At 70.6% G+C, this 20,355-nt stretch carries 18 protein-coding genes; 9 read left to right on the top strand and 9 right to left on the bottom strand.

Annotated elements, in window-relative coordinates; all coding sequences use genetic code 11:
* Nucleotides 1–83: 83 nt before the first annotated feature.
* Nucleotides 84–833, top strand: a complete 750-nt coding sequence (locus tag ABZ796_RS21180; RefSeq protein ID WP_357339525.1) for an SGNH/GDSL hydrolase family protein — start codon at nt 84–86, stop codon at nt 831–833.
* 10 nt (nt 834–843) lie between these two features.
* Here the strand turns inward: ABZ796_RS21180 and ABZ796_RS21185 are convergent, their stop codons facing one another.
* The 4 genes from ABZ796_RS21185 to ABZ796_RS21200 form a co-directional block, all read right to left on the bottom strand.
* On the bottom strand, nt 844–1,623 hold the full coding sequence (locus ABZ796_RS21185; protein WP_357339526.1) for a class I SAM-dependent methyltransferase: 780 nt from the start codon (nt 1,621–1,623) through the stop codon (nt 844–846).
* Between the two features lie 128 nt (nt 1,624–1,751).
* On the bottom strand, nt 1,752–4,430 hold the full coding sequence (locus ABZ796_RS21190; RefSeq protein ID WP_357339528.1) for a DEAD/DEAH box helicase family protein: 2,679 nt from the start codon (nt 4,428–4,430) through the stop codon (nt 1,752–1,754).
* A gap of 124 nt (nt 4,431–4,554) precedes the next feature.
* The gene (locus tag ABZ796_RS21195) at nt 4,555–5,766 is read right to left on the bottom strand and encodes a multidrug effflux MFS transporter (RefSeq protein ID WP_357339530.1); all 1,212 of its coding nucleotides are present in this window, start codon (nt 5,764–5,766) and stop codon (nt 4,555–4,557) included.
* 72 nt (nt 5,767–5,838) lie between these two features.
* On the bottom strand, nt 5,839–7,122 hold the full coding sequence (locus ABZ796_RS21200; protein WP_357339532.1) for a hydroxyacid-oxoacid transhydrogenase: 1,284 nt from the start codon (nt 7,120–7,122) through the stop codon (nt 5,839–5,841).
* 138 nt (nt 7,123–7,260) lie between these two features.
* On the opposite strand from ABZ796_RS21200, the gene ABZ796_RS21205 reads away from it, so the two are divergent.
* A complete protein-coding gene (locus ABZ796_RS21205; RefSeq protein WP_357339534.1) occupies nt 7,261–8,193 on the top strand; it encodes a TauD/TfdA family dioxygenase in 933 nt (310 codons plus the stop codon).
* 19 nt (nt 8,194–8,212) lie between these two features.
* Here ABZ796_RS21205 and ABZ796_RS21210 read toward each other — a convergent pair whose 3' ends face one another.
* Nucleotides 8,213–9,676 (bottom strand): RNB domain-containing ribonuclease, encoded by a 1,464-nt coding sequence (locus ABZ796_RS21210; RefSeq protein ID WP_357339536.1) that lies wholly within the window; start codon nt 9,674–9,676, stop codon nt 8,213–8,215.
* Nucleotides 9,677–9,693: 17 nt separating this feature from the next.
* The gene (locus tag ABZ796_RS21215; protein WP_357339537.1) at nt 9,694–10,014 is read right to left on the bottom strand and encodes a hypothetical protein; all 321 of its coding nucleotides are present in this window, start codon (nt 10,012–10,014) and stop codon (nt 9,694–9,696) included.
* Nucleotides 10,015–10,116: 102 nt separating this feature from the next.
* Between ABZ796_RS21215 and yaaA the strand changes: the two genes are divergently transcribed.
* Nucleotides 10,117–10,893: a peroxide stress protein YaaA gene (yaaA, locus tag ABZ796_RS21220; RefSeq protein WP_357339539.1), complete on the top strand. Its 777-nt coding sequence runs from the start codon at nt 10,117–10,119 to the stop codon at nt 10,891–10,893.
* An 86-nt stretch (nt 10,894–10,979) separates the two neighbouring features.
* Here yaaA and ABZ796_RS21225 read toward each other — a convergent pair whose 3' ends face one another.
* Genes ABZ796_RS21225 through ABZ796_RS21235 form a run of 3 tightly spaced genes read right to left on the bottom strand, consistent with a single transcriptional unit; the run spans nt 10,980 to nt 13,237 of the window.
* Nucleotides 10,980–11,669 carry a histidine phosphatase family protein gene (locus ABZ796_RS21225; RefSeq protein WP_357339540.1) on the bottom strand — a complete coding sequence of 230 codons (690 nt, stop codon included), beginning with the start codon at nt 11,667–11,669 and terminating at the stop codon, nt 10,980–10,982.
* On the bottom strand, nt 11,666–12,382 hold the full coding sequence (locus tag ABZ796_RS21230; protein ID WP_357339542.1) for a C4-type zinc ribbon domain-containing protein: 717 nt from the start codon (nt 12,380–12,382) through the stop codon (nt 11,666–11,668). Before ABZ796_RS21230 ends, ABZ796_RS21225 begins: the two co-directional genes overlap by 4 nt.
* A gap of 57 nt (nt 12,383–12,439) precedes the next feature.
* Entirely contained in the window at nt 12,440–13,237 is a 798-nt protein-coding gene (locus tag ABZ796_RS21235) for a Nif3-like dinuclear metal center hexameric protein (RefSeq protein ID WP_357339544.1), read from the bottom strand.
* 155 nt (nt 13,238–13,392) lie between these two features.
* On the opposite strand from ABZ796_RS21235, the gene ABZ796_RS21240 reads away from it, so the two are divergent.
* The 6 genes from ABZ796_RS21240 (at nt 13,393) to ABZ796_RS21265 (ending at nt 20,351) form a co-directional block, all read left to right on the top strand.
* Entirely contained in the window at nt 13,393–14,517 is a 1,125-nt protein-coding gene (locus ABZ796_RS21240) for an ABC transporter ATP-binding protein (RefSeq protein WP_357339545.1), read from the top strand.
* Nucleotides 14,518–14,526: 9 nt separating this feature from the next.
* A complete protein-coding gene (locus ABZ796_RS21245; protein WP_357339547.1) occupies nt 14,527–15,720 on the top strand; it encodes a spermidine/putrescine ABC transporter substrate-binding protein in 1,194 nt (397 codons plus the stop codon).
* A 4-nt stretch (nt 15,721–15,724) separates the two neighbouring features.
* Nucleotides 15,725–16,642 carry an ABC transporter permease gene (locus tag ABZ796_RS21250; RefSeq protein WP_357339549.1) on the top strand — a complete coding sequence of 306 codons (918 nt, stop codon included), beginning with the start codon at nt 15,725–15,727 and terminating at the stop codon, nt 16,640–16,642.
* Nucleotides 16,639–17,472: an ABC transporter permease gene (locus ABZ796_RS21255; protein ID WP_357339551.1), complete on the top strand. Its 834-nt coding sequence runs from the start codon at nt 16,639–16,641 to the stop codon at nt 17,470–17,472. Before ABZ796_RS21250 ends, ABZ796_RS21255 begins: the two co-directional genes overlap by 4 nt.
* Nucleotides 17,472–19,115 (top strand): amidohydrolase, encoded by a 1,644-nt coding sequence (locus ABZ796_RS21260; protein ID WP_357339553.1) that lies wholly within the window; start codon nt 17,472–17,474, stop codon nt 19,113–19,115. Before ABZ796_RS21255 ends, ABZ796_RS21260 begins: the two co-directional genes overlap by 1 nt.
* A 258-nt stretch (nt 19,116–19,373) precedes the next feature.
* Nucleotides 19,374–20,351 carry an intradiol ring-cleavage dioxygenase gene (locus ABZ796_RS21265; RefSeq protein WP_357339554.1) on the top strand — a complete coding sequence of 326 codons (978 nt, stop codon included), beginning with the start codon at nt 19,374–19,376 and terminating at the stop codon, nt 20,349–20,351.
* The last annotated feature ends 4 nt before the right edge of the window (nt 20,352–20,355 follow it).

Below are 20,355 nucleotides of genomic sequence, written 5' to 3' on the forward strand. Positions count from 1 at the left end.
GATGTCAGGATCAGACCCCGGGCGGACTAGAATCCAGAGGCTGGCAATGGATCTGTCAGCGGTTGACTGAGGCTGGAGGACTCGTGGAGGCAGTGCGCTACGTCGCGATCGGTGACTCGTTCACGGAAGGAGTCGGCGACGAGACCCCTGACGGTCACGTACGCGGCTGGGCCGACCTGGTCGCCCAGGGCTGGGCGGCGTCGGGGACTCCGGTGGAGTACGCCAACCTCGCCATCCGCGGGCGCCTGATCCGCCCGATCGTCGAGGAGCAGCTTCCCGCCGCGCTGGCACTGAAGCCGACCCACCTCTCCTTCAACGGCGGCGGCAACGACATGCTCCGTCCCAAGGCCGACGCGAACGCGATCGCCGACTTCCTTCAGCCGGTGCTCGAGGCCTGCGATGCCAACGGGATCACGCTGATCCTGCTCTCCGGCGCCAACCCGTCGGCCCGGCTCCCGCTCGGCAAGATCTTCCAGAAGCGCGGCGACGAGCTCTGCGACCTGGTCGAGCAGCGGGTCGCCCATCGGGACGACGTCGTGCGGGCCTACAACTGGCCCGACACCACCCTCACCGACGACAGCTTCTGGTCCCAGGACCGTCTGCACATGAACGCCCGCGGCCACCACCGGGTCGCCGCCCGCGTCCTGGACTCGCTCGGCGTCGAGGTCCCCGAAGGCTGGTGGGACCTCGACTTCGAGGCCGCGGTGGGCAAGAAGGGCCTGGCCTACTACCGCGAGTTCGTCGGCCCCTGGATCCACCGTCGCCTCACCGGCCGCTCCTCCGGGGACGGTCGCACCGCCAAGTTCCCCACCTGGACCCCGATCGCCGGCTGAGCTCTGGCCGTCAGAGTCGTCGGGTGCGGAGCACGCAGGTCACCATCGGCAGCGTGAACTCGCCCTCCGACGTCTCCGGTCTGGTGGAAAGGTAGCTTCGGATCCGGGCGAGGGCGGACTCCCGCTCGTCCTCAGGCATGACCAGCATCCCCGCCCGGGTGCCGAGCGTCGCCGCGAGCGAGTCGGCCGTTCGGCGCTGGCCGTGCGGGAACTCGGCCTGCGTCGCTGAGCCGAACCGGGGCGGGGCGTCGGTCCTGGGCAGATGCAAGGTCGCCGTCTCCGTACGCCAGCTCGCCGGGGTGTCGCGAGGCCCGATCGCCGCGGGGCCGCTGACTCCCGTCAACCCCTCGACCCAGTCGACGCGGTCGTCGACGGTGTTCCACAGCCCGGCGAGCACGCCACCGGGTGCCAGCACCCGGGCGATCTCGGGGCCGGCGACCGCCATGTCGAACCAGTGCATCGCGTTGCCGGCCAGGACCGCGTCGACGCATGCGTCCGGGAGCGGGATCGACTCGGCATTGCCCGGCAGCGCCGTGATCGTCGGGAGCCCCCTTCGCAGCTCTGCCAGCATCGCCCGGTCGGGTTCGACGGCGGTGACGTCGGCACCCGTCGCGACCAGGGTGGCGGTGAGCTTCCCGGTGCCTGCGCCGAGGTCGAGGACCCGCGGACCCGGCGCGGGCTCGAGTGCCCACCGGACGGCGTCGCGGGCGTAGTCGGGGCGGTGGGCGGCGTAGGCGTCCGCCGCCGCTCCGAAGGATGACGCGTGCAGGTGCCGAACGTCCGAGTCCATGCGGGCAAGACTCCGGTACGTCGCCACAACTGACAACTCGATTGTCCTAGGTGACGTCTCGGCCGACGTAAGTGACGTCTCGGCTTCAGGACCAGTGGCGGCGGATCACGGCGGTGACGTCGAAGGGGTCAGTACCGCGCTGGGCGGTCAGGAGGCCCGAGCCCTCGGGCGAGCCGGTGTAGAGCAGGCCGGAGCCGCCGACCCAGTGCTCCCAGGCGGTGCGGAACGCCTTCGCGTCGGCGGCGCGACGGCCGAGGGCGGTAGGGACCGCGTGCCAGGCCTCGGCCTTCGCCGCGTGCCTGCCGGAGGCCCCCCAGCCACAGTCTCTCGAGCGTGTCGAGGTCGCCCACGACCCTGCGCGAGACCAGGTAGCGGGGCGCGGCGATCGGGGCCAGGGCCTCCTCGAGCGAGGTCGCGAAGAGTGCCGACTCCTCCTCGGGCACCCCGGCCAGGTGCAGGCGGTAGCTGCCGTCGGTGTCCACCGCGATCTCCAGCCCGGCGGCGCCGACCGAGGTCTGTCCGGTCTCGCGCAGCCCGTCAGCGACCGCTGCGGCGACCGCGCCGACGCTCGGCCGGCGGCGCAGCTGGGAGGCGATCCGGGTGCCGTCGCGATAGACGTACGCGGTCCAGAGCGCCCACAGCGCACCCGCGACGCCACCGAGCGCCGGAGCGATCCCGTCGCCCGCGACGATGGCGAGGACCAGCCCGACGGTCAGCAGGACCGCCGGCGCCAGGACGGGCTTGGCCGGCAGCCGCCACTCCGGCACCCGCCACTCCGGCACCCGCCCCTCTACCAGCCGGAACCCGGGTGGCCTGGGAGCGAGGACGACTCCCGCCGGCGCGCGCAGCGCACCTGCCCGGCGGAGCCTGACCCTGACGGTACGGCCGGCGACGTCGGCGTACGGCTCCCCGATCCGCCACCGCTCCCGGATCGCGGCGCGGTCCTCTGAACGGGCGACCATGCGGGCGTTGACGGAGTCGAAGTCGGTCTCGGCCGGGGCAGCGTACGGGGAGAAGGACTCGTCGATGTGGCCGACGCCGTCGACGACGGAGCCGTCCTGGTCGGCACCGAAGAAGCCGGTGTGCTTGCGGACCAGACGCTTCCAGTCGTTGTCGCCGCGCGGGTGCTCCTCCTCGACGCACACGACGGTCCAGTTGACCGCCACCTTGTCGGGCCGATGCGGATCCGTACGCAGCGACCGCCCGCGCAGTTGCACGACCGCCGTGGTGGTCGTGGCGGCGGTGAGATCGACGATGCCGGTCACCGACCGGGCGTCCCAGCCCTCGCCGAGCAGGCCGCGGGTCCCGACGAGGCAGCCGCCGGCCTCGAAGAACCGGGTCACGTGGGCGACCCACTGTCGGCTGCTCCAGCGCCCCACGAGCGTGGCGTACGCCTCCCCCGGCTCAACCTCGAGTCCGTCAGCCAGTGCGGCGTCTGTCTCGGCGATGTGCGCCACCAGCGCGGCGAGGGTCGCCGGTGGCCCTGCGACGGTGGCGCCGGTGACCAGCAGGACATCGGCGTGGGACGCGCACAGGGTCGCGAGCACCGCCCGCGCCGAGCCGGACTGCTCTGCGATCACCCCGCGCAGATCGACCGGCAGGGTGGCCGAGGCCCGCTCGTGGTCGGTGACGACGAGGAGCCGCAGCGAGTCGCCGTGCGCGAGCCGCTCGTGGTCCACGATGGCCGCGGTCGCCGTCGTCTTGGCCTCCGAGCGCGCCAGGACCCGGTCCACCGGTGAGCGACCGGCCCGGATGCCGCGTCGGGTCAGCGAGTAGCCGACCGCGGGCAGCGCCTGCTTGATCGCTGCCAGCGCCTCCTGGTCGGCGGCGTCCTCGGAGGCCACGAGATGTCCGCGCACCCAGTCGCCGATCAGCGCCACCCAGTCCTCGGCCGACGGGTCGCGTCGGTGCGCCTCGGTCAGGCTCGCGCCCTCGGGCAGGGCGATCAGCCCGCGATGGTGGGCTCGTAGGGCGGCGGTGGCCAGGTCGGGCGACGCCTTGGCGAGCTCGGCCCAGGAGGGCGCACCGTCCGACCGCGCCACGAACCGCCGGTCCAGCCAGCTCAGGAACGGCACGCTGCCCAGATCGGCCGAGGTCAGCGCGGTGAGCAGCTCCTCGAACCGCTCCGCGCTCCCCCGCAGCCACTCCCGCTCGCCCGGCGTCGGCGCGGTCAGCCACACCAGGTCGGCGAACGGCGCCAGGTCGCCCTCGCGCACCACCGCCGGGATCGAGGTCGCGAAGACGATCTCGCCGAAGAGAATCCCGACCAGCGCGGACTCCTCCTTGGTCAGCGCCTCGGGAGGGGTCGCGGTCAGCCCCAGCACCCGCGCGTCCGGCAGCAGCAGGAGGATCTCGCCCAGCAGCTCGCCCCAGACCTCGAGCAGGTGATGACACTCGTCGAGCACGAGCAGCAGCGGCCCGGCGCCTCGCAGCGCGGCGACCAATGCCCGGCCGTTGTCATGCAGCCTGGCCAGGTGGCTCTCCCCGGTCTCCGCCTCGTCGTCGGGATCGCCGAAGACCGCGACCGACTGATAGGTCAGCGACGTCAGCGGCGCTTTCAGGTCCCGCGAGGCGGACGCCTCGAGCCCCAGTGCGGCCGCCTGCCGCAGCCACTGCCCCTGGATCGCCGTGTTGGGGCTGAGCACGACGACCTTCGCACCCTCCGCGACCGCCTCCCGCGCCGTCTCCAACCCGACCAGCGTCTTCCCTGCCCCCGGCGGCAGCACGACCCACGCCCGCGTCCGCCCCGCCTCCCAGGCCGCGCCCAGAGCGGACAGCGCACGCTGCTGATGAACACGGAGCTCCACCCCGCGAAGCCTAGTCAGCGCCGAGAACCCAGATCAGCCGAGACGGCACGTACGTCGGCCGAGACGGCACAGCACTGACGCCTCGCCCGACCTAACTGACGCCTCGCCCGACCTGGCCGGAGCCTCAGGCAGCGGTGGCGAAGGCGGCCTCGGACTCGGGGTTGCGGGCGACCGAGCGCCGGGCGAGGGAGAAGGCGACGGCGCCGAGGACCGAGGTGACGACCATGGTGATGGCCAGGGGTACCGCGGTGTGCTCGCCGGCGACGGCACCGAGCGGGGAGGCGAGGCCACCGCCGAGGAACATGATGCCGCCCATCAGCGCCGAGCCGGCGCCGACCGAGGGCCGCGCCTGCTCGATGGCCAGGGCGCCGGTGTTGCCCATGATCAGGCCGACGCACGTGGTGACGACCAGGATCGGCAGGAGGATGAGCGCCTTCGGCACCGGCAGCAGCGCGACGACGAGCACGAGCATCGCGCCGATGGCCAGGACCGGCTGCGCCGACCGGATGATCTGCGCCGGGTGCACCTGCCGCTTGGCCAGCCGCGCCGAGACCAGCCCGGCGACGGTGAGGAAGGCGGCGTTGACCGCGAACCCGATGCCGTAGACCGCCGCCGACGTGCCGATCACCGACTGGTAGAGGAACGAGGAGGAGGAGACGTACGTCATCAGGGTGGCGAACGTGAGCGACTGCGTCAGGGTGTAGCCGAGGAAGGCGGGCTTGGCGAGGAGACGGCCGAGATCCGCGTACTCGACCCGAGCGGTCCGCCGCTCCGCCGGAAGGCTCTCCCGGATGACCAGCAGCACGCAGACGACCTGCGCGACGGCGATCGCGGCCACGATGCCGAGCACACCGCGCCACGGCACGAACCCGGCGATGGCGCCGCCGATCACCGGAGCCAGGATCGGCGCGATCCCGCTGATCGACATCATGATGGACATCGCCCGGGCGGCGGCGAAGCCGTGGAGTACGTCGGCCACGATCGCCCGTGCCATCACGATCCCCGCCGCGGCGGCGAGCGCCTGGATGAAGCGGGCCGCGATCAGCAGCTCGACGGTCGGTGCCAGTGCGGCCAGCACGCCCGCGACCGCGGCCACGACGGAGCCGATCAGCAGCGGCCGGAGCCGCCCGAAGCGGTCCGAGATCGGGCCCCAGGCGATCTGCCCGAGGGCGAGCCCGATCAGGAAGGCGGTGAGGGTCAGCTGCACGTTGCTCGCAGCGGCGCCGAGGTCGGAGCCGATCTGCGGGAAGGAGGGTAGGTAGAAGTCGATCGCAAGCGGCGCGGATGCCGAGAGCAGGGCCAGTGCGAGCAAGAGCCGCGGCGGGACTGACGTCACCGAGGAGACCTCCGGAGGAGTTTTGGTTGAAGAAGACAACCAACCGAACGTCGTAGCCCCGCCGGGCATTCCTCACCAGAGCGTGATGGACCTCTCGAAGATCCCGGTCAGATCCTCCGCCGAGGGCTGCTTCGGGGCGGTGGCGAGCAGCCGCTGCTGCTTGAGCGCGCCCTCGACCAGGTCGGGGATGTCCGCGGAGACATAGCCGACCTCGCCGATCCCCGCCGGGATCCCGATGTCGCGCATCAGGTCGGCGAGCACCCGGGGCAGCAGATCCCGCGGCTCCTCCTGAGACTCGTCGAAGCCGGGAGCCAGCAGCCGGGCCGCGCGTAGGTGACGCTCGGGCGCCGCGTCGAAGGTGTAGCGGAACGCCTCCGGGGCGGTCAGCGAGACCGCCATCCCGTGCGGCACCATCGCCTCGTCCCCCGGGTAGTCCGCCGGGTGGAAGTCACGCACGCGCCCGGCGATCGGGTAGGCGCACGCGTGCGGGATGTGCACGCCGGCGTTGCCGAAGCCCAGCCCCGCGAACGTCGCCGCGAACGCCATGTCACCGCGCGCGAGGGTGTCGTCGCCGTGCGCGACGGCCTGCCGGAACGAGCCGGCCAGCAGGGACAGGCCCTTCTCCGACCACATGTCGGAGATCGGGTTGGCGCCGCAGTAGGGCACCCGCTGGGCGGGCTCCTTGCGGTCGTAGGAGGTGTAGGGGCGAGCGGTGTAGCTCTCCAGCGCGTGACACAGGATGTCCATCCCCGCAGCGGCGGTGACCCCGGCCGGTTGGGTCATCATCAGGTCGGGGTCGACGACGGCCAGCGTCGGCCGCAGGCGCGCGTGCGAGATCCCGGTCTTCACCTTGAGCGAGAGCACGTCGAGCACGCACACGGTCGTCGACTCCGCCCCGGTCCCGGTGGTGGTCGGCACCGCGACCAGCGGCAGCAGCGGGTCGGCCGGCGCGAGTCCGCGGCCCACCGGCGCGTTGAGGTAGTCCATCAGGTCGCCGTCGTTGGTGGTCAGCAGGTTGACCGCCTTCGCGGTGTCGATGCTCGACCCGCCCCCGACCGCCACGATCGCGTCGAACGGTCCGTTCTCTCGAGCGAACTCCACCGCCGCCCGCATGCTCTCGTCGGTCGGCTCGACATGCACGCCGTCGAAGACCACGGCCGTGACGTCGTACGCCTTCATCTGCTCGGCCACCCGCTGTGGCAGCCCGGTCGAGGAGATGCCGGGATCGGTCACCACGAGGGCGCGGCGGGCGCCCAGCGACGCCAGGTCGTACCCGATCTCGGCCGATGCGCCGGTGCCGAACTTGAGCTGCGGGGAGCCATAGGTGAACACGGTCTCGGGTGTGGCGAGCGTCATGAGCGCACGATATCGGCCGGCCCCACAGGCATCACCGGTCGGAGCGCCCAAACATCTCGTGAGACACCCGTGGTCTTAAGTCATGTATTTCACTAAACTTTATTCAGATCGAATCGACGCCGTCAGAGGAGACCACGCATGACCATCACCGAAGCATCACCCGTCAACGAGCTCACCGTCCACAAGGTCGGCGGCCGGATCGGCGCCCGCATCGACGGCGTCACGCTCTCCGGCGACCTGCCCGCCGAGACGATCTCCGGGATCCGGTCGGCGATCCTGGAGAACAAGGTCGTCTTCTTCCGCGGTCAGGACCATCTCGACGACCGTACCCAGATCGCGTTCGGCGAGCGCCTGGGACGGCTGACGACCGCACACCCGACCGTGAACACCGGCAGCGCCCGCGTCCTGACCCTCAAGGCCAACCGCGGCATGGCCGCCAACTCCTGGCACACCGACGTCACCTTCGTCGACCGGCCGCCGGCGTTCTCGATCCTGCGCGGTGCCGAGATCCCCGAGTACGGCGGCAACACCGTGTGGGCCAACACCGCCACCGCCTACGAGCGGCTCCACCCCCAGCTCAAGGCGCTGGTCGACAACCTGTGGGCCGTCCACTCCAACGACTACGACTACGTACGCCCCGACGAGCCTGCGTCCACCGACGACGTGGCCGCGCGCAAGCGCGAGGAGTTCGTCTCGACGATCTACCGCACCGAGCACCCTGTAGTCCGGATCCACCCCGAGACCGGCGAGCGCACGCTCGTCCTGGGTCACTTCGTCAAGCACTTCAGCGGCCTGAACCAGAAGGAGAGCGCGATCCTCTTCAACCTCCTCCAGGACCGGGTCACCGCCCTGGAGAACACCGTCCGCTGGCACTGGCAGCAGGGCGACGTCGCGATCTGGGACAACCGCGCGACCCAGCACTACGCCGTCGCCGACTTCGACGAGCAGCCGCGCGAGGTGCGGCGCATCACCGTGCAGGGCGATGCGCCCGTCTCCATCGGGGGCGAGCACAGCCGGGTGGTCGAAGGTTCCGCCGAGGTCTACAACCGCCTCGACGAACTGATCTCCTGACAGAGGTACGTCCGGGAGGTCAGGAGATGGTGAAGCTGACCTTCCGGGCGGCCACGTCGGCCGTCTCCAGCCGCACCGAGACCTCCTCGCCCAGCGGGAGGGCAGTCGTGCCGGTGACCCGGGCCTCGATGGCGGGCTCCTCGACCGTGATCGAGCCCTTCTGCTTGTCCTCGTCGTCGACCTCGACGACGACCGCGGCGAAGGTCTCCCCGATCCGCTGGGACAGCAGCCCGGCCTCGACGAGATCGACGACACCGCGCTCGTACGCCCCGCTGGTGCGTCCCGAGGACCGCATCGTGTCCGGCAGCGTGGTGAACGCGCTGACCACCCAGTCGGGGACCGGCTCGTCGGCGCAGAGCGCCAGGCAGACCTCGCCGGCGTAGCGGTCGATCAGCCGGCGCAGCGGAGCGGTCACGTGCATGTACTCGTTGGCCAGCGCCGAGTGCTCGGTCAGCTCGGGGAGCTCACCGTTGAACGAGGCGTACCCGCTCCCGCGCAGCAGCCGGGTGCAGGCGATCGCCATCGCGGCGTGCTTGCCGTTCTTGCCGTCCAGCGAGCGGATGAAGTCGGGGTAGAGCATCTCCGCGGGCCACTCCAGCCCGAGCGCACGAGCGGTGCGGTGCAGCCGCTGGACGTCTCGGGGATCAGGCGCCGGAAGGGTCCGCAGCAGCCCGACCCGGGCGTAGACCATCATGTCGGCGGCGGCGAAGCCGGTGAGCAGCGAGATCTGGGCGTTCCAGTCCTCGACGGGCAACAGGTCGCGGTACTCCAGCGACCACCGATCGCCCTCGACCGAGATCTCCTGGTCGCGCAACGGCAGGTTCACCCCACCGCGGGCGGCCTCGAGGGCGATCCGCTTCTCGCCGATCTCCTTCAGCAGCTCGAGCGACTCGGCGTATTCGGCCTCGCCGAACCCCTCCCCGTCGAACATCTTCTGCACACCGGCGTAGGAGAGCTTGGCCCGCGACCTGACCAGCGCGCGCTCGACGAAGGAGTCGGTCCCCTCGCCGCTCGCATCGAGCCGGTGGGTCCACAGCAGCGCGGGACGTACCTGGTCCGGGAGCAGCGAGGCGGCGCCCTCGGAGAGCACTTTGGGGTGGAGCGGGATCTTCGCGTCGGCGGCGTAGAGCGACTCGCCGCGCCTGTTGGCCTCCAGGTCGACCGGGTCACCGGGCGCCACGAAGGCGGCCACGTCGGCGATCGCGTAGTGCACCACGTAGCCGTCGCCGTCGCGCTCCAGGTGGAGCGCCTGGTCGAGGTCCATCGACGTCTCGGGGTCGATCGTGACGAACGGCAGGTCGGTGCGGTCCAGCTCCGGGAGTCGGGGGTCGGCCGCGGCGGCGGCCGCCGCCTCCTCCACCTCCGGCGAGAACTCGGCGGTGACGCCCAGCTCGGCCTGGAGAGCGGCGATCCCGTCGCGGAGCGTGGTGGCGGCGACACCGTCGTCGGCACTGGCGACCCGGATGATGCGTGCAGAGCCCATGGCCGGAACTGTAGTGGCTACTTCTTCTTCGAGGCCTTGTACGTCTTGTGCAGCGCGGCGGCTTCCTTGCCGAAGGCCTTGGGGTTGCCCTTGAAGGCGTCGAACTGGTCCCACAGGCGCTTCCGGGACCCGTTGTGCGCCTTCGCCGACCTGTTGATCTTGGTCAGCGCCTTGCGCTGGGAGGAGGTCAGCGACCGCTTGGCCCTGAGATGCTCCGAGCGCGCCCTGGACTTCTTCGAAAGGTCCTGGATCATCCAGAACACCCCGAGGATGATGGCCACGAGGAGGATGCCCCGGAGGTTGGGCCCGGAGGTGGGCTCGGCGGCCAAGACGATCATTCTTGGAACGTAGGCTCGCGCGTTGTCGCAGGTCAAAGACCTATTGAAAGATACCCAATCCTCGATTCGGCCATCCTCGTCCTGGGCGGCACGATAGTCCCCGTGCTGATCCTGCTGCCGCCCTCGGAGGGCAAGACCGCGGCCGTACGCGGCAACCCGCTCGCGCTCGACGACCTCCGCCTCCCGGTGCTCAACCCGGCCCGCGCCAAGGTCATCGACGCACTTGTCGAGCTCTGCGCCACGCGCCCCGACGAGGCCGTCGACATCCTCGGCATCCCGAAGACCCAGCCCGAGCTCGTCACCTTGAACGCCGGACTGAACGATGCCCCCACCGCGCGCGCCGACCGGATCTACACCGGCGTCCTCTACGACGCCCTCTCCCCCGCCACCCTGTCGCCGGCCGCCAAGCGCCGCGCGACCAGCCGGGTCATGGTGACCAGCTCCGTGTTCGGCCTCGTCGGCCTCGCCGACCGCATCCCTGCGTACCGTCTCTCGGGCGACACCACCCTCCCCGGCGTCGGCGGCATCCAGTCCCACTGGCGCGCCCACCTCGGCGACGGCATGACCGAGGCCCTCGGCGACGGCCTGCTCGTGGACCTCCGGTCCGGGACGTACGCCGCGTTCTGGCGACCCGAGGAGGTCGCCGCCCGCACCGCCACCGTCCGAGTCCTCCACGAGCACAACGGCCAGCGCAAGGTGGTCAGCCACTTCAACAAGGCCACCAAGGGCCGCCTCGTCCGCGCCCTGCTCGAGGCCGGCGCCAACCCCCGCACCCCCGCCAAGCTCGCCGAGGCCTTCCGCGACCTCGGCTGGACCGTCGAGACCGGCCCCGCCACCAAGACCGGCACCCAGCTGGACATCATCGTCGCCGAGATCTGAGTCAGCGTCGTCGCCGGCCCGCCCCCGTCGGTCGAGCCGCGAGCGCCAGCGAGCGTGTCGAGACCAACACGGTCACCTTCCGCGCGTCAGAAGACTCCGGCGGCGAAGGGGTCGCGGGAGACGGGGAGGCCGTTGAAGAGGCGCATGGAGGCGCGGTCGTCGGCGAAGAAGGAGATGACGGTGACGGAGGCGGGCGAGAGCTCCATGCTGAAGACTCCGCCGATCGGGGCGCCCAGTGCGTGAGCGACGATCAGCTTGATCGGCGAGACGTGCGAGGTGACCACGACGGTCTCACCGGCGTGGGCCTCGAGCACCCGCGAGAGGCCTTCGAGCACCCGCTCCTGAGCGGAGTCGAACGACTCGCCACCCGGGGGCGCGACCTCGGTCGCGCCCATCCATGTCTTCATCTCTTCAGGGAACTGCTCGGCGACCTCACCGAAGGTGAGCCCCTCCCACTCCCCGAACTCGATCTCCGCGAACGCAGGCTCCTCGACCAGCCGGGCACCGAGCGCACTGGCGACGAGCTCGCCGGTCTCGACGGTGCGCAGGACCGGCGAGGTCACGACCGTCGAGACCGAGGACGCGAGCGGCTTGAGCCACTCCGCGGTGAGCATCACCTGCTCACGGCCCTCCTGGGTCAGCGGCGGGTTGTCGCCACCGAGGCCCCCGGAGAACGCCTTGGCGGCGGTGTGCTTGGTGACCCCGTGGCGTACGAGGACCAGGGTCGTCGCCGCCGCGCCGGCACCCCATCCCCGCGACGTGGACGACGTGCTCACAGACCCGACTCGGCGGTGCGGACCAGAATGCGGGAGCACTCCTCGCAGCGCACGACCTCGTCGGCGGCGAGGCCGCGGATGCGGGAGATCTCGGCGGGGTCGAGCTGGAGGTTGCAGCCGCCGCAGCGGCGGGCGCGCAGCTCTGCCGCACCGACACCCATCTTCGAGCTCAGCCGCTCGTAGAGGGCGAGGAGGTCCTCGGGGATGCCCTCGAGCGCCGGCGTCCGCTCCTCGGCGACCCCGGCGAGCTCGCCGTCGATCTTCGAGGTCTCGACATCGACGGAGTCGACCGCGACCGCGAGCTTCTCGGTGATCTCGGCGAGCTCGGCCTCGAGCCGGGTCAGGTTCGCCTGGGCCTCCTCGAGCTGCTCCATGACCTCGAGCTCCTCGTCCTCGAGCACCGAGATCCGGCGGTCGAGGGTGGCCAGCTCGTGCTGCATCCGCTCGAGGTCCTTGGCGCTGCTGATCGCCCCGGAGTCCATCCGCTCCTGGTCGCGCCGACGGCGGGTCTTGACCGCCTCGACGTCGGCGTCGGCCTTCTTCTGCACCCGCTCGAGGTCGTCGCGGGTGACCCGGGCGTCGCGTACGGCATCGTCGGTGGTCTTCTTCGATGCCTGCAGCTCCGCCACGACGGCGGCCTGCGGCAGATGCGCACGGCGGTGGCGAAGCTGGAGCGCACGCGAGTCGAGCTCACAGACGTCGAGCAGCTTCACCTGGGCGAACGGGTCGGCTTTCAGCGGATTCTCCTCAGCTATTCACACACGATGTTCTTACAGACGCAGCGTCCACGGGTCGGTGACGATCTCCGAGACCCGGGTCTCCACCGTATCTCCGAATGCCTCCCGAAGTCGCCTCGCCAGGACAGGCAGCCAGGTCCACTCCGCCGCCCAGTGCGGGATGTCGATCAGCGCACCGCCCTTCTCGAGGAACTCCGAGGCCGGATGGTGGCGCAGATCACTGGTCACATAGACGTCGTACGCAGTCACCTGGTCGAGCAGGAAGTCACCCGCGCCGCCGCACAGCGCCACCGAGGACACCGGCCGGTCCAGGTCACCGGCGACCCGGATCCCGGCAGCGGTGGCAGGCAGCGCGGCCGCCACAGACTCGGCGAAGGCGCCCAGCGTGGTCGGCTCCACCGTCCCGGCCCGGCCCGTCCCGACATCGTCGGTGAGCCCCGGCACGAGCGGCCGCAGCGAGCCCAGCCCGAGCGCCAGCGCCAGCGACTCCGAGACCCCACCGAGGGCCTGGTCGGCGTTGGTGTGCGCGGTGAGCAGCGCACACCGCGCGGAGACCAGCGTCGAGAGCGTACGCCCTTTGGGGGTCGTCGCGGCGAACCCGTGCACACCCTTGAGGAAAAGCGGATGATGGACGACGACCAGGTCCGCACCCCATGTGGCCGCCTCCTCGGCGACCGGGAGGGTGGGGTCGACGGCGAGAAGCACCTTCGAGACCGGCTGCGAAGGATCGCCCCAGACCAGCCCGACCGCATCCCAGTCGTCGGCGGTGGCGGGCGGATACCAGTCATCCAGCAACGAGGTGACGGCAGACAGTGACGGCGGGGTCGGCATGGGGTAAACCCTAGATCCCGCCACCGGGCCCACACCCAGCGGCGGCACCTAGCACGGAATCCAGTTCGTAACCGTTCTTTTACAACCGATTCCGTACTTTTCCCGGAATCTTGTGGTGGAATGCAGCGCTAAGTGAACAATCGACTGGAGCAGCGATGACCACGAAAGCTACCCCGGACCCATCCTCCGGCTCGGTGACGATCAGCGGCCTGACCAAGACCTATGGCCAGGCCACGGCGGTCGACGGCCTCGACCTGGAGATCCGGGCCGGTGAGTTCATCTCGCTGCTCGGTCCCTCGGGCTGCGGCAAGACCACGACGCTGCGCATGATCGCCGGGTTCGAGACGCCTGACTCCGGCAGCATCGTCATCGGCGGCAAGGACGTGGTCAGGCTCGCGCCCTACCAGCGTGACGTGAACACGGTCTTCCAGGCGTACGCGCTCTTTCCCCACAAGTCGGTCGCGGAGAACGTCGCCTACGGTCTGCAGCAACGCCGGACCCCGAGAGCCGAGGTCCGGGAGCGGGTCGTCGAGGCGCTGCGGATGGTGCGCATGCTCGACTTCGCCGACCGCTCACCGACCCAGCTCTCCGGCGGCCAGCAGCAGCGGGTGGCGCTCGCCCGGGCACTGGTCAACCGCCCCGGCGTCCTCCTGCTCGATGAGCCGCTGGGCGCCCTGGACCGCCAGCTGCGCGAGGAGATGCAGCTCGAGCTCAAGCTCCTCCAGTCCCGCCTCGGCATCACCTTCGTCTTCGTCACCCACGACCAGCACGAGGCGCTCGCGATGAGCGACCGGATCGCGATCATGCGCGCCGGGCGGATCGAGCAGCTGGCCGACGCCGACACCGTCTACAACCAGCCCGCGAGCGCGTACGTCGCCGGCTTCGTCGGCCAGCAGAACTTCCTGCCCGGCGAGGTCAGCGCCGACGGCACCACCGTCGAGACCCCGTTCGTGGTCGTCGAGGGTCCCGCGAAGCCCGACGACAAGCCCGGCGAGCCCCACCAGGCCGCGATCCGACCGGAGCTGATCTCCATCGGCCCCGCGGACGGGAACGGGACGGCCGCCGAGGGCCTCAACTCCGTCGCCGGCGAGGTCCTGCAGGTCTCCCCGCTGGGCGAGGTGATCCAGTACCTCGTCAAGGTGACGGCGGAGACGAGCCTCCTCGTCCGCCGCCCCACCCACGGCGCCGCTCGGCTCGCCCCCGGTGACCAGGTCCTCTGCGGCTGGGCCGCCGAGGACGTACGTCTCTTCCCCCTCGACACCTCACCCGACCACCGCTAGGAGTCCCCGATGAACACGGACAACAACGTACGCATCCTGGCCAGCCATGCCGGCGCGCGAGCGATCCGCCAGGAGCTCTCGCGGCGCCACTTCCTGAGCCTGGCCGCACTGGTCGGCGCCGGCGCCGCCCTGAGCGCCTGTGGCTCGGACGGCGGCGGCACCTCCAGCGCGGTCGAGCCGGGCGGTGGCGCGAGCGGCGGACCGGTGGAGAAGTCGCTGTCGATCTACACCTGGGGCGACTACGACTCCCCCGAGGTGATCGACGCCTTCAGCAAGACCGGCCCGAAGGTCACGCTCGACTCCTACGGCTCCAACGAGGAGCTGATCTCCAAGCTGGTCGCGGCCGAGGGCACCAGCGGCTACGACATCGTCGTGCCGACCGGCGTCTACATCCCGCAACTGATCGAGAACGAGATCATCGTCCCGCTCAACAAGGACCTGATCCCCAACCTGGCCAAGGTGGACCCGCAGTTCCTCGGCCAGGACTGGGACCCGGAGAACAAGTACTCGGTGTGCAAGTGCTGGGGCACCACCGGGTTCGTCTACGACACCACCCTGATCAAGCGCGACCTGGTGACGTGGAACGACTTCATCGACGCGATGCAGAACGAGGCCTCGGGCAGGACCTCGCTGCTCGACGACCCGCAGGGTGTCGCCGGCCTCTACTTCTGGGCCAACGGCATCGACTGGAACACCGAGGACATGGCGGACTACGACGCCTACGAGGCCGAGGCCGTCGAGAAGTGGGCACCGCACATCGCCGGCTTCGACTCCTACCCGGCCACCGGCGCGATGCAGCAGAACACCTTCGCGCTGATGCAGAACTGGAACGGCGACTCCCGCCTCGGCATCCTCGAGCACAAGCAGCCCGACCGCTGGAAGTGGGTCCTGCCCGGCCCGACGACCGAGCTGTGGATGGACAACTGGTGCATCCCGACCGGCGCGCCCCACCCGGAGGCGGCCCACGCGTTCCTCGACTTCGTGCTGGAGCCGGAGAACTCCTTCCTGGAGATGGACTACATCGGCTACAACACCGGTGCGCTGGGCATCGAGGAGCTGGCCAAGGAGCGCAAGGTCGAGCTGCCCGAGATGATCTTCTTCACCGAGGAGCAGCTCGCCACCATGAAGAACGGTGCGGTCAACGAGGCTCAGGACCGGCGTACGGAGGTCTACGACAAGCTGAAGGCCGCCGCCAGTGCCTAGGAGTGTGTCCAGCCGGCTTCCCGGGTTCGTCCTCGCCGTCCCGGCGTGGCTGTGGCTGACGGTCTTCTTCGTGGTGCCGTTCCTGCAGATCGCCTGGTTCAGCCTCGGCGAGAAGCCCGGGATGTTCGGCACCCACAGCAACGAGGTGATGTCGCTGGACCGCTACGTCCAGGCGTTCAGCCCGACCTTCTTCACGATCTTCCGGGCGACGCTGTGGATGAGCGTGCTGGGGACGGTCGCTTGCCTGCTGATCGCGTTGCCGGCTGCGTACTTCATGGCGAAGAAGGTCCCCGCACAGCATCGCGGGCTGCTGGTCGCTCTGGTGATGGTCCCCTACTGGACCTCGTTCCTGATCCGGACGATCGGCTGGAAGGTGATCCTGTCCTCGGAGGGCGCACTGGCCGGGTTCCTGACCGACATCGGCCTGGTCGCCGACCCGCACGACCTGCTCAACACCCGCGGCGCGGTGCTGCTGGGACTGATCTACAACTATCTGCCGCTGATGATCCTGCCGATGTACGTCGCCTTCGACCGCGTCGACGGTGCGCTCGGTGAGGCGTCCAAGGACCTCGGCGCCGACCGGTTGCGGACGTTCTTCCAGGTCACGCTGCCGTTGGCGCGGCCGGGGATCATCGCCGGCGTCATCCTGGTCTTCATCCCGATGATGGGCGACTACGTCACCCCGGCGGTCCTCGGCGGCGCGAAGGGCACGATGGTCGGCTCCTTGATCGCCAGCCAGTTCCTGACCGCACAGAACTGGGCGCTGGGCTCGGCTATGGCGGTCGTCCTCATCCTGCTCACCATGCTCGTCGTCGTCCTCGCCATCGCGCTGCTGTGGGGCGCGGGCTGGCTCCTGCACCGACGCAGCAAGCTGGTCATCGGACCCAAGGCCGTCGAGACGTTGGAGGTGGCGGCACCATGAGCAGACCGTCCGGGACCAATCTCGCGCTCGGCGCGTGGACGACGCTGGTCTTCGTCTTCCTGTTCGCCCCGATCATCGTGATCGGCATCTACTCCTTCAACGGCGGCCGCCTGCTCACCGCCTGGGACGGCTTCAGCCTGCAGCCGTTCACCGCGATCATCGAGCGGCCGACCGTACGCCACACCGTCGCCGTCTCGCTGCAGACCGCCGTGATCGCCGCGCTCCTGGCGAGCGTGCTCGGCACCCTGGCCGGGATCGCGATGGCCCGGTTCCCCGGCCGGTGGGCGGGCCCCTTCACGCTGCTGTTGCTGCTGGTCTCGGTGACCCCCGAGATCGTCGACGGCATCGCGCTGCTCCCCTGGTTCGTGACGCTCGGCCAGGACTGGTCGCTGCTGCCGTTCAACAACGGCTACGTACGCCTCGTGATCGGTCACTCGCTCTTCGCGACCGCGGTGGTCACCTACATCGTCCGTGCTCGCCTGGTCGGGCTGGACGCGTCCCTGGAGGAGGCCTCGGCGGACCTCTATGCGAAGCCGGTCGCGACGTTCTTCAAGGTCACTCTCCCGCTGGTCGGCCCGGCGGTCCTGGCCGGCGGGCTGCTCGCGTTCACGCTGAGCCTGGACAACACGGTGATCTCCTCGTTCATCAACGTCTCCGGCACGACCTCGTGGCCCGTCTACGTGCTCTCCTCGGTCCGTTCGGGTCTCAAGCCCGAGATCGCCGCGGTCTCCACCATCCTGCTGGTCTTCACCCTCCTGGTCCTCGGCCTGGTGGCGTGGGTGCTCAAGCGCTCGGGCTCCTCGGTCACCGACACCATGGCCGTCAACTGATGGGCGCTCTTCCCCTCCCGGCGGACCTGCTGCTGCGCGGTGGGCGCGTGCTGCGCGAGGGCCGCTGGGACGACGCGGCCGTCGCCGTCCAGGGCGGGCGGATCACGGCCATCGGAGCGGATCTCGACGCTCTGGTCGGCCCCGGGACGGTCGTCGAGGAGCTCGAGGGCCGGTGGGTCCTTCCGGCCTTCCACGACTCCCACGTGCACCCGATCCAGGCCGGGCTGGAGATGAACCAGTGCGACCTGACCGGTCTCTCGACGCTCGAGGGCTACCTGGACGCCATCGGGTCCTACGCCGCGGCCGACCCGGATCGCAGCTGGGTCACCGGCGGCGGCTGGTCGATGGACTCCTTCCCGGGCGGGGTGCCGAGCGCCGCGCCCCTCGACCGGCTCCTCCCCGACCGGCCGGTCTTCCTGCCCAACCGCGACCACCACTCCGCCTGGGTGAACAGCCGCGCGCTCGAGGTGGCCGGCATCGATGTCCACACGCCCGACCCCGCCGACGGGCGCATCGAGCGCGACGCCGCCGGCCGGCCCACCGGCGCACTCCACGAGGGCGCGATGGCGCTGGTCGGCTCGCTGGTCCCCGCTCCGACCACGAGCGACCTGACCGAGGCGCTGCTCACCGCGCAGCGGCATCTCCACTCCGTCGGGATCGTGGGCTGGCAGGACGCGCTGGTCGGCGAGGGTCTCGGCATGCCGGACTCGCTGCCGACCTATCTCGCCGCGCGGGAGTCCGGCGAGCTCACCGCGAAGGTCGTCCTCGCCCAGTGGTGGGACCGCGACCGCGGCGTGGAGCAGCTGCCCGAGTTGATCGACCGCCGCGCCCTGGCCGCTCGGGCCGGGCTGGACGCGGCCAGCGTGAAGCTGATGCAGGACGGCGTCTGCGAGACGCATACGGCCGCGATGCTCTCTCCTTACCTCGACGCTCACGGCCAGCTCACCGACAACCGCGGGCTCTCCTTCATCTCGGCCGACGCCCTGGCCGCCTACGTCGCGGCGCTGGACGCCAACGGGTTCCAGGCGCACATCCACGCGCTCGGGGACCGGGCGGTCCGGGACAGCCTCGACGCGATCGAGCACGCGCGGGCGGTCAACGGGGCGAGCGGTCTGCGACACCATCTGGCCCATGTCCAGGTCGTCGACGCAGCCGACGTCCCTCGGTTCGGCGCCCTCGAGGTCACCGCCAACATCCAGCCGCTATGGGCGTGCCTGGACGAGGCGGTCGAGGTGCTGACCCTGCCGTTCCTGGCACCGGGTGCCCGCGACCGGCAGTACGTGTTCGGGTCGCTGCTGCGTACGGGTGCCCGGATCGCGTGCGGGAGCGACTGGCCGGTCTCCGACCCGGCGCCGCTGCTCGGCATGCACGTCGCGGTCAACCGCCGCTCCCCGGACCAGCCCGCCGACGCCGTCCCGCTGCTGCCCGAGGAGGCGCTGTCGGTCGCCGAGGCTCTCGCCGGCTACACCACCGGCACCGCCCACCTGAACCGGCTCGAGGGCACGACGGGCAGGATCGAGCCCGGGTACGCCGCCGACCTGGTCGTGGTCGACCACGACATCCTCGGCACGGACACCACCGTCCTCGGCCGGACGCAGGTGACCCGCACCTACGTCGACGGTCGCGAGGTCCATCGGCGCTGATCGCGTGCAAGACTCCTTGCCATGATCATCTTCGGGCTCAAGGCCTACACGCGGCTGCTGGCCACGCTCTCGCTGGTCTGTCCCCACTGCCGCCAGCAGGCGGCTCAGCTCCAGTCCGCCCCGCGTCCGGGCGTCGGCTGACCCTCCACTGATCCTCGGCGGCTTTCACAGGAACCCCACAGGCGGCGCAGGAGGTCCTCACGGTTCCAGACGTCAGAGTCAGGTCAACGCACCAGGACCGACGTCAAGGAGAACCAGATGAGCCGCGTACCCGAACCCGAGAACACCCCGGAAGGCCCCGCCTATGAGGGCCGCCTGCTGGCCCGCCCCGAGGAGGAGGTCGTCGACCAGGGTGCCGGCTTCGACATCTCGCCGCTGCTGACCCGCCGCCGGGTCCTCGGGCTCGTCGGGGTCGGGGTCGGAGCGGCCGCCCTGGCCGCCTGCGGGGCGAGCTCGTCCGGCTCCTCGAGCACCTCCACGGGCGGATCCGCCGCCAACACCTCCGCGACCGCCGACGGCGAGATCCCGCAGGAGACCAACGGCCCCTACCCGGCCGACGGGACCAACGGCACCAACGTGCTGACCGAGTCCGGGATCGTACGCAGCGACATCACCTCCAGCCTCGACGGCGGCGCCACTGTCGACGGGGTGCCGCTCACCTTCACCTTCGCGCTCACCGACATGGCCAACGACAACGTGCCCTTCGAGGGCGTCGCGGTCTACCTGTGGCAGTGCGACGCCCAGGGGCTCTATTCGATGTACTCCGAGGGCGTCGAGGACGAGACGTACCTCCGTGGTGTCCAGGTCGCCGACGCCGACGGCCAGGTGACCTTCAAGACCATCGTCCCGGGCTGTTACGACGGCCGCTGGACGCACATGCACTTCGAGGTCTACCCCGACGCCGACTCGGCCACCACCGGCGAGAACGCGATCGCGACCTCGCAGGTCGCCTTCCCCGAGAAGATGCTGACCAAGGTCTACCAGGAGGACGCCTACGCGGGCTCCTCCGACAACCTCGCCAAGGTCAGCCTCGACTCCGACAACGTCTTCAGCGACGGCTACGAGCTCGAGATGGGCACGTTCTCCGGTAGCCCGAGCGCCGGCTACAAGGGCTCGCTCGCCGTCGCCGTCGACACCACCACCGAGGCCTCCATGGGCGCCGCGCCCGGTGGTGGCGGCGGCACCCCGCCCGAGGGTGGTGACGGCGGCACCCCGCCCGAGCCCCCGACCGAGTGACCCT

The organism is Nocardioides sp. NPDC047086 (assembly GCF_040643685.1).
Classification (GTDB): domain Bacteria; phylum Actinomycetota; class Actinomycetes; order Propionibacteriales; family Nocardioidaceae; genus Nocardioides.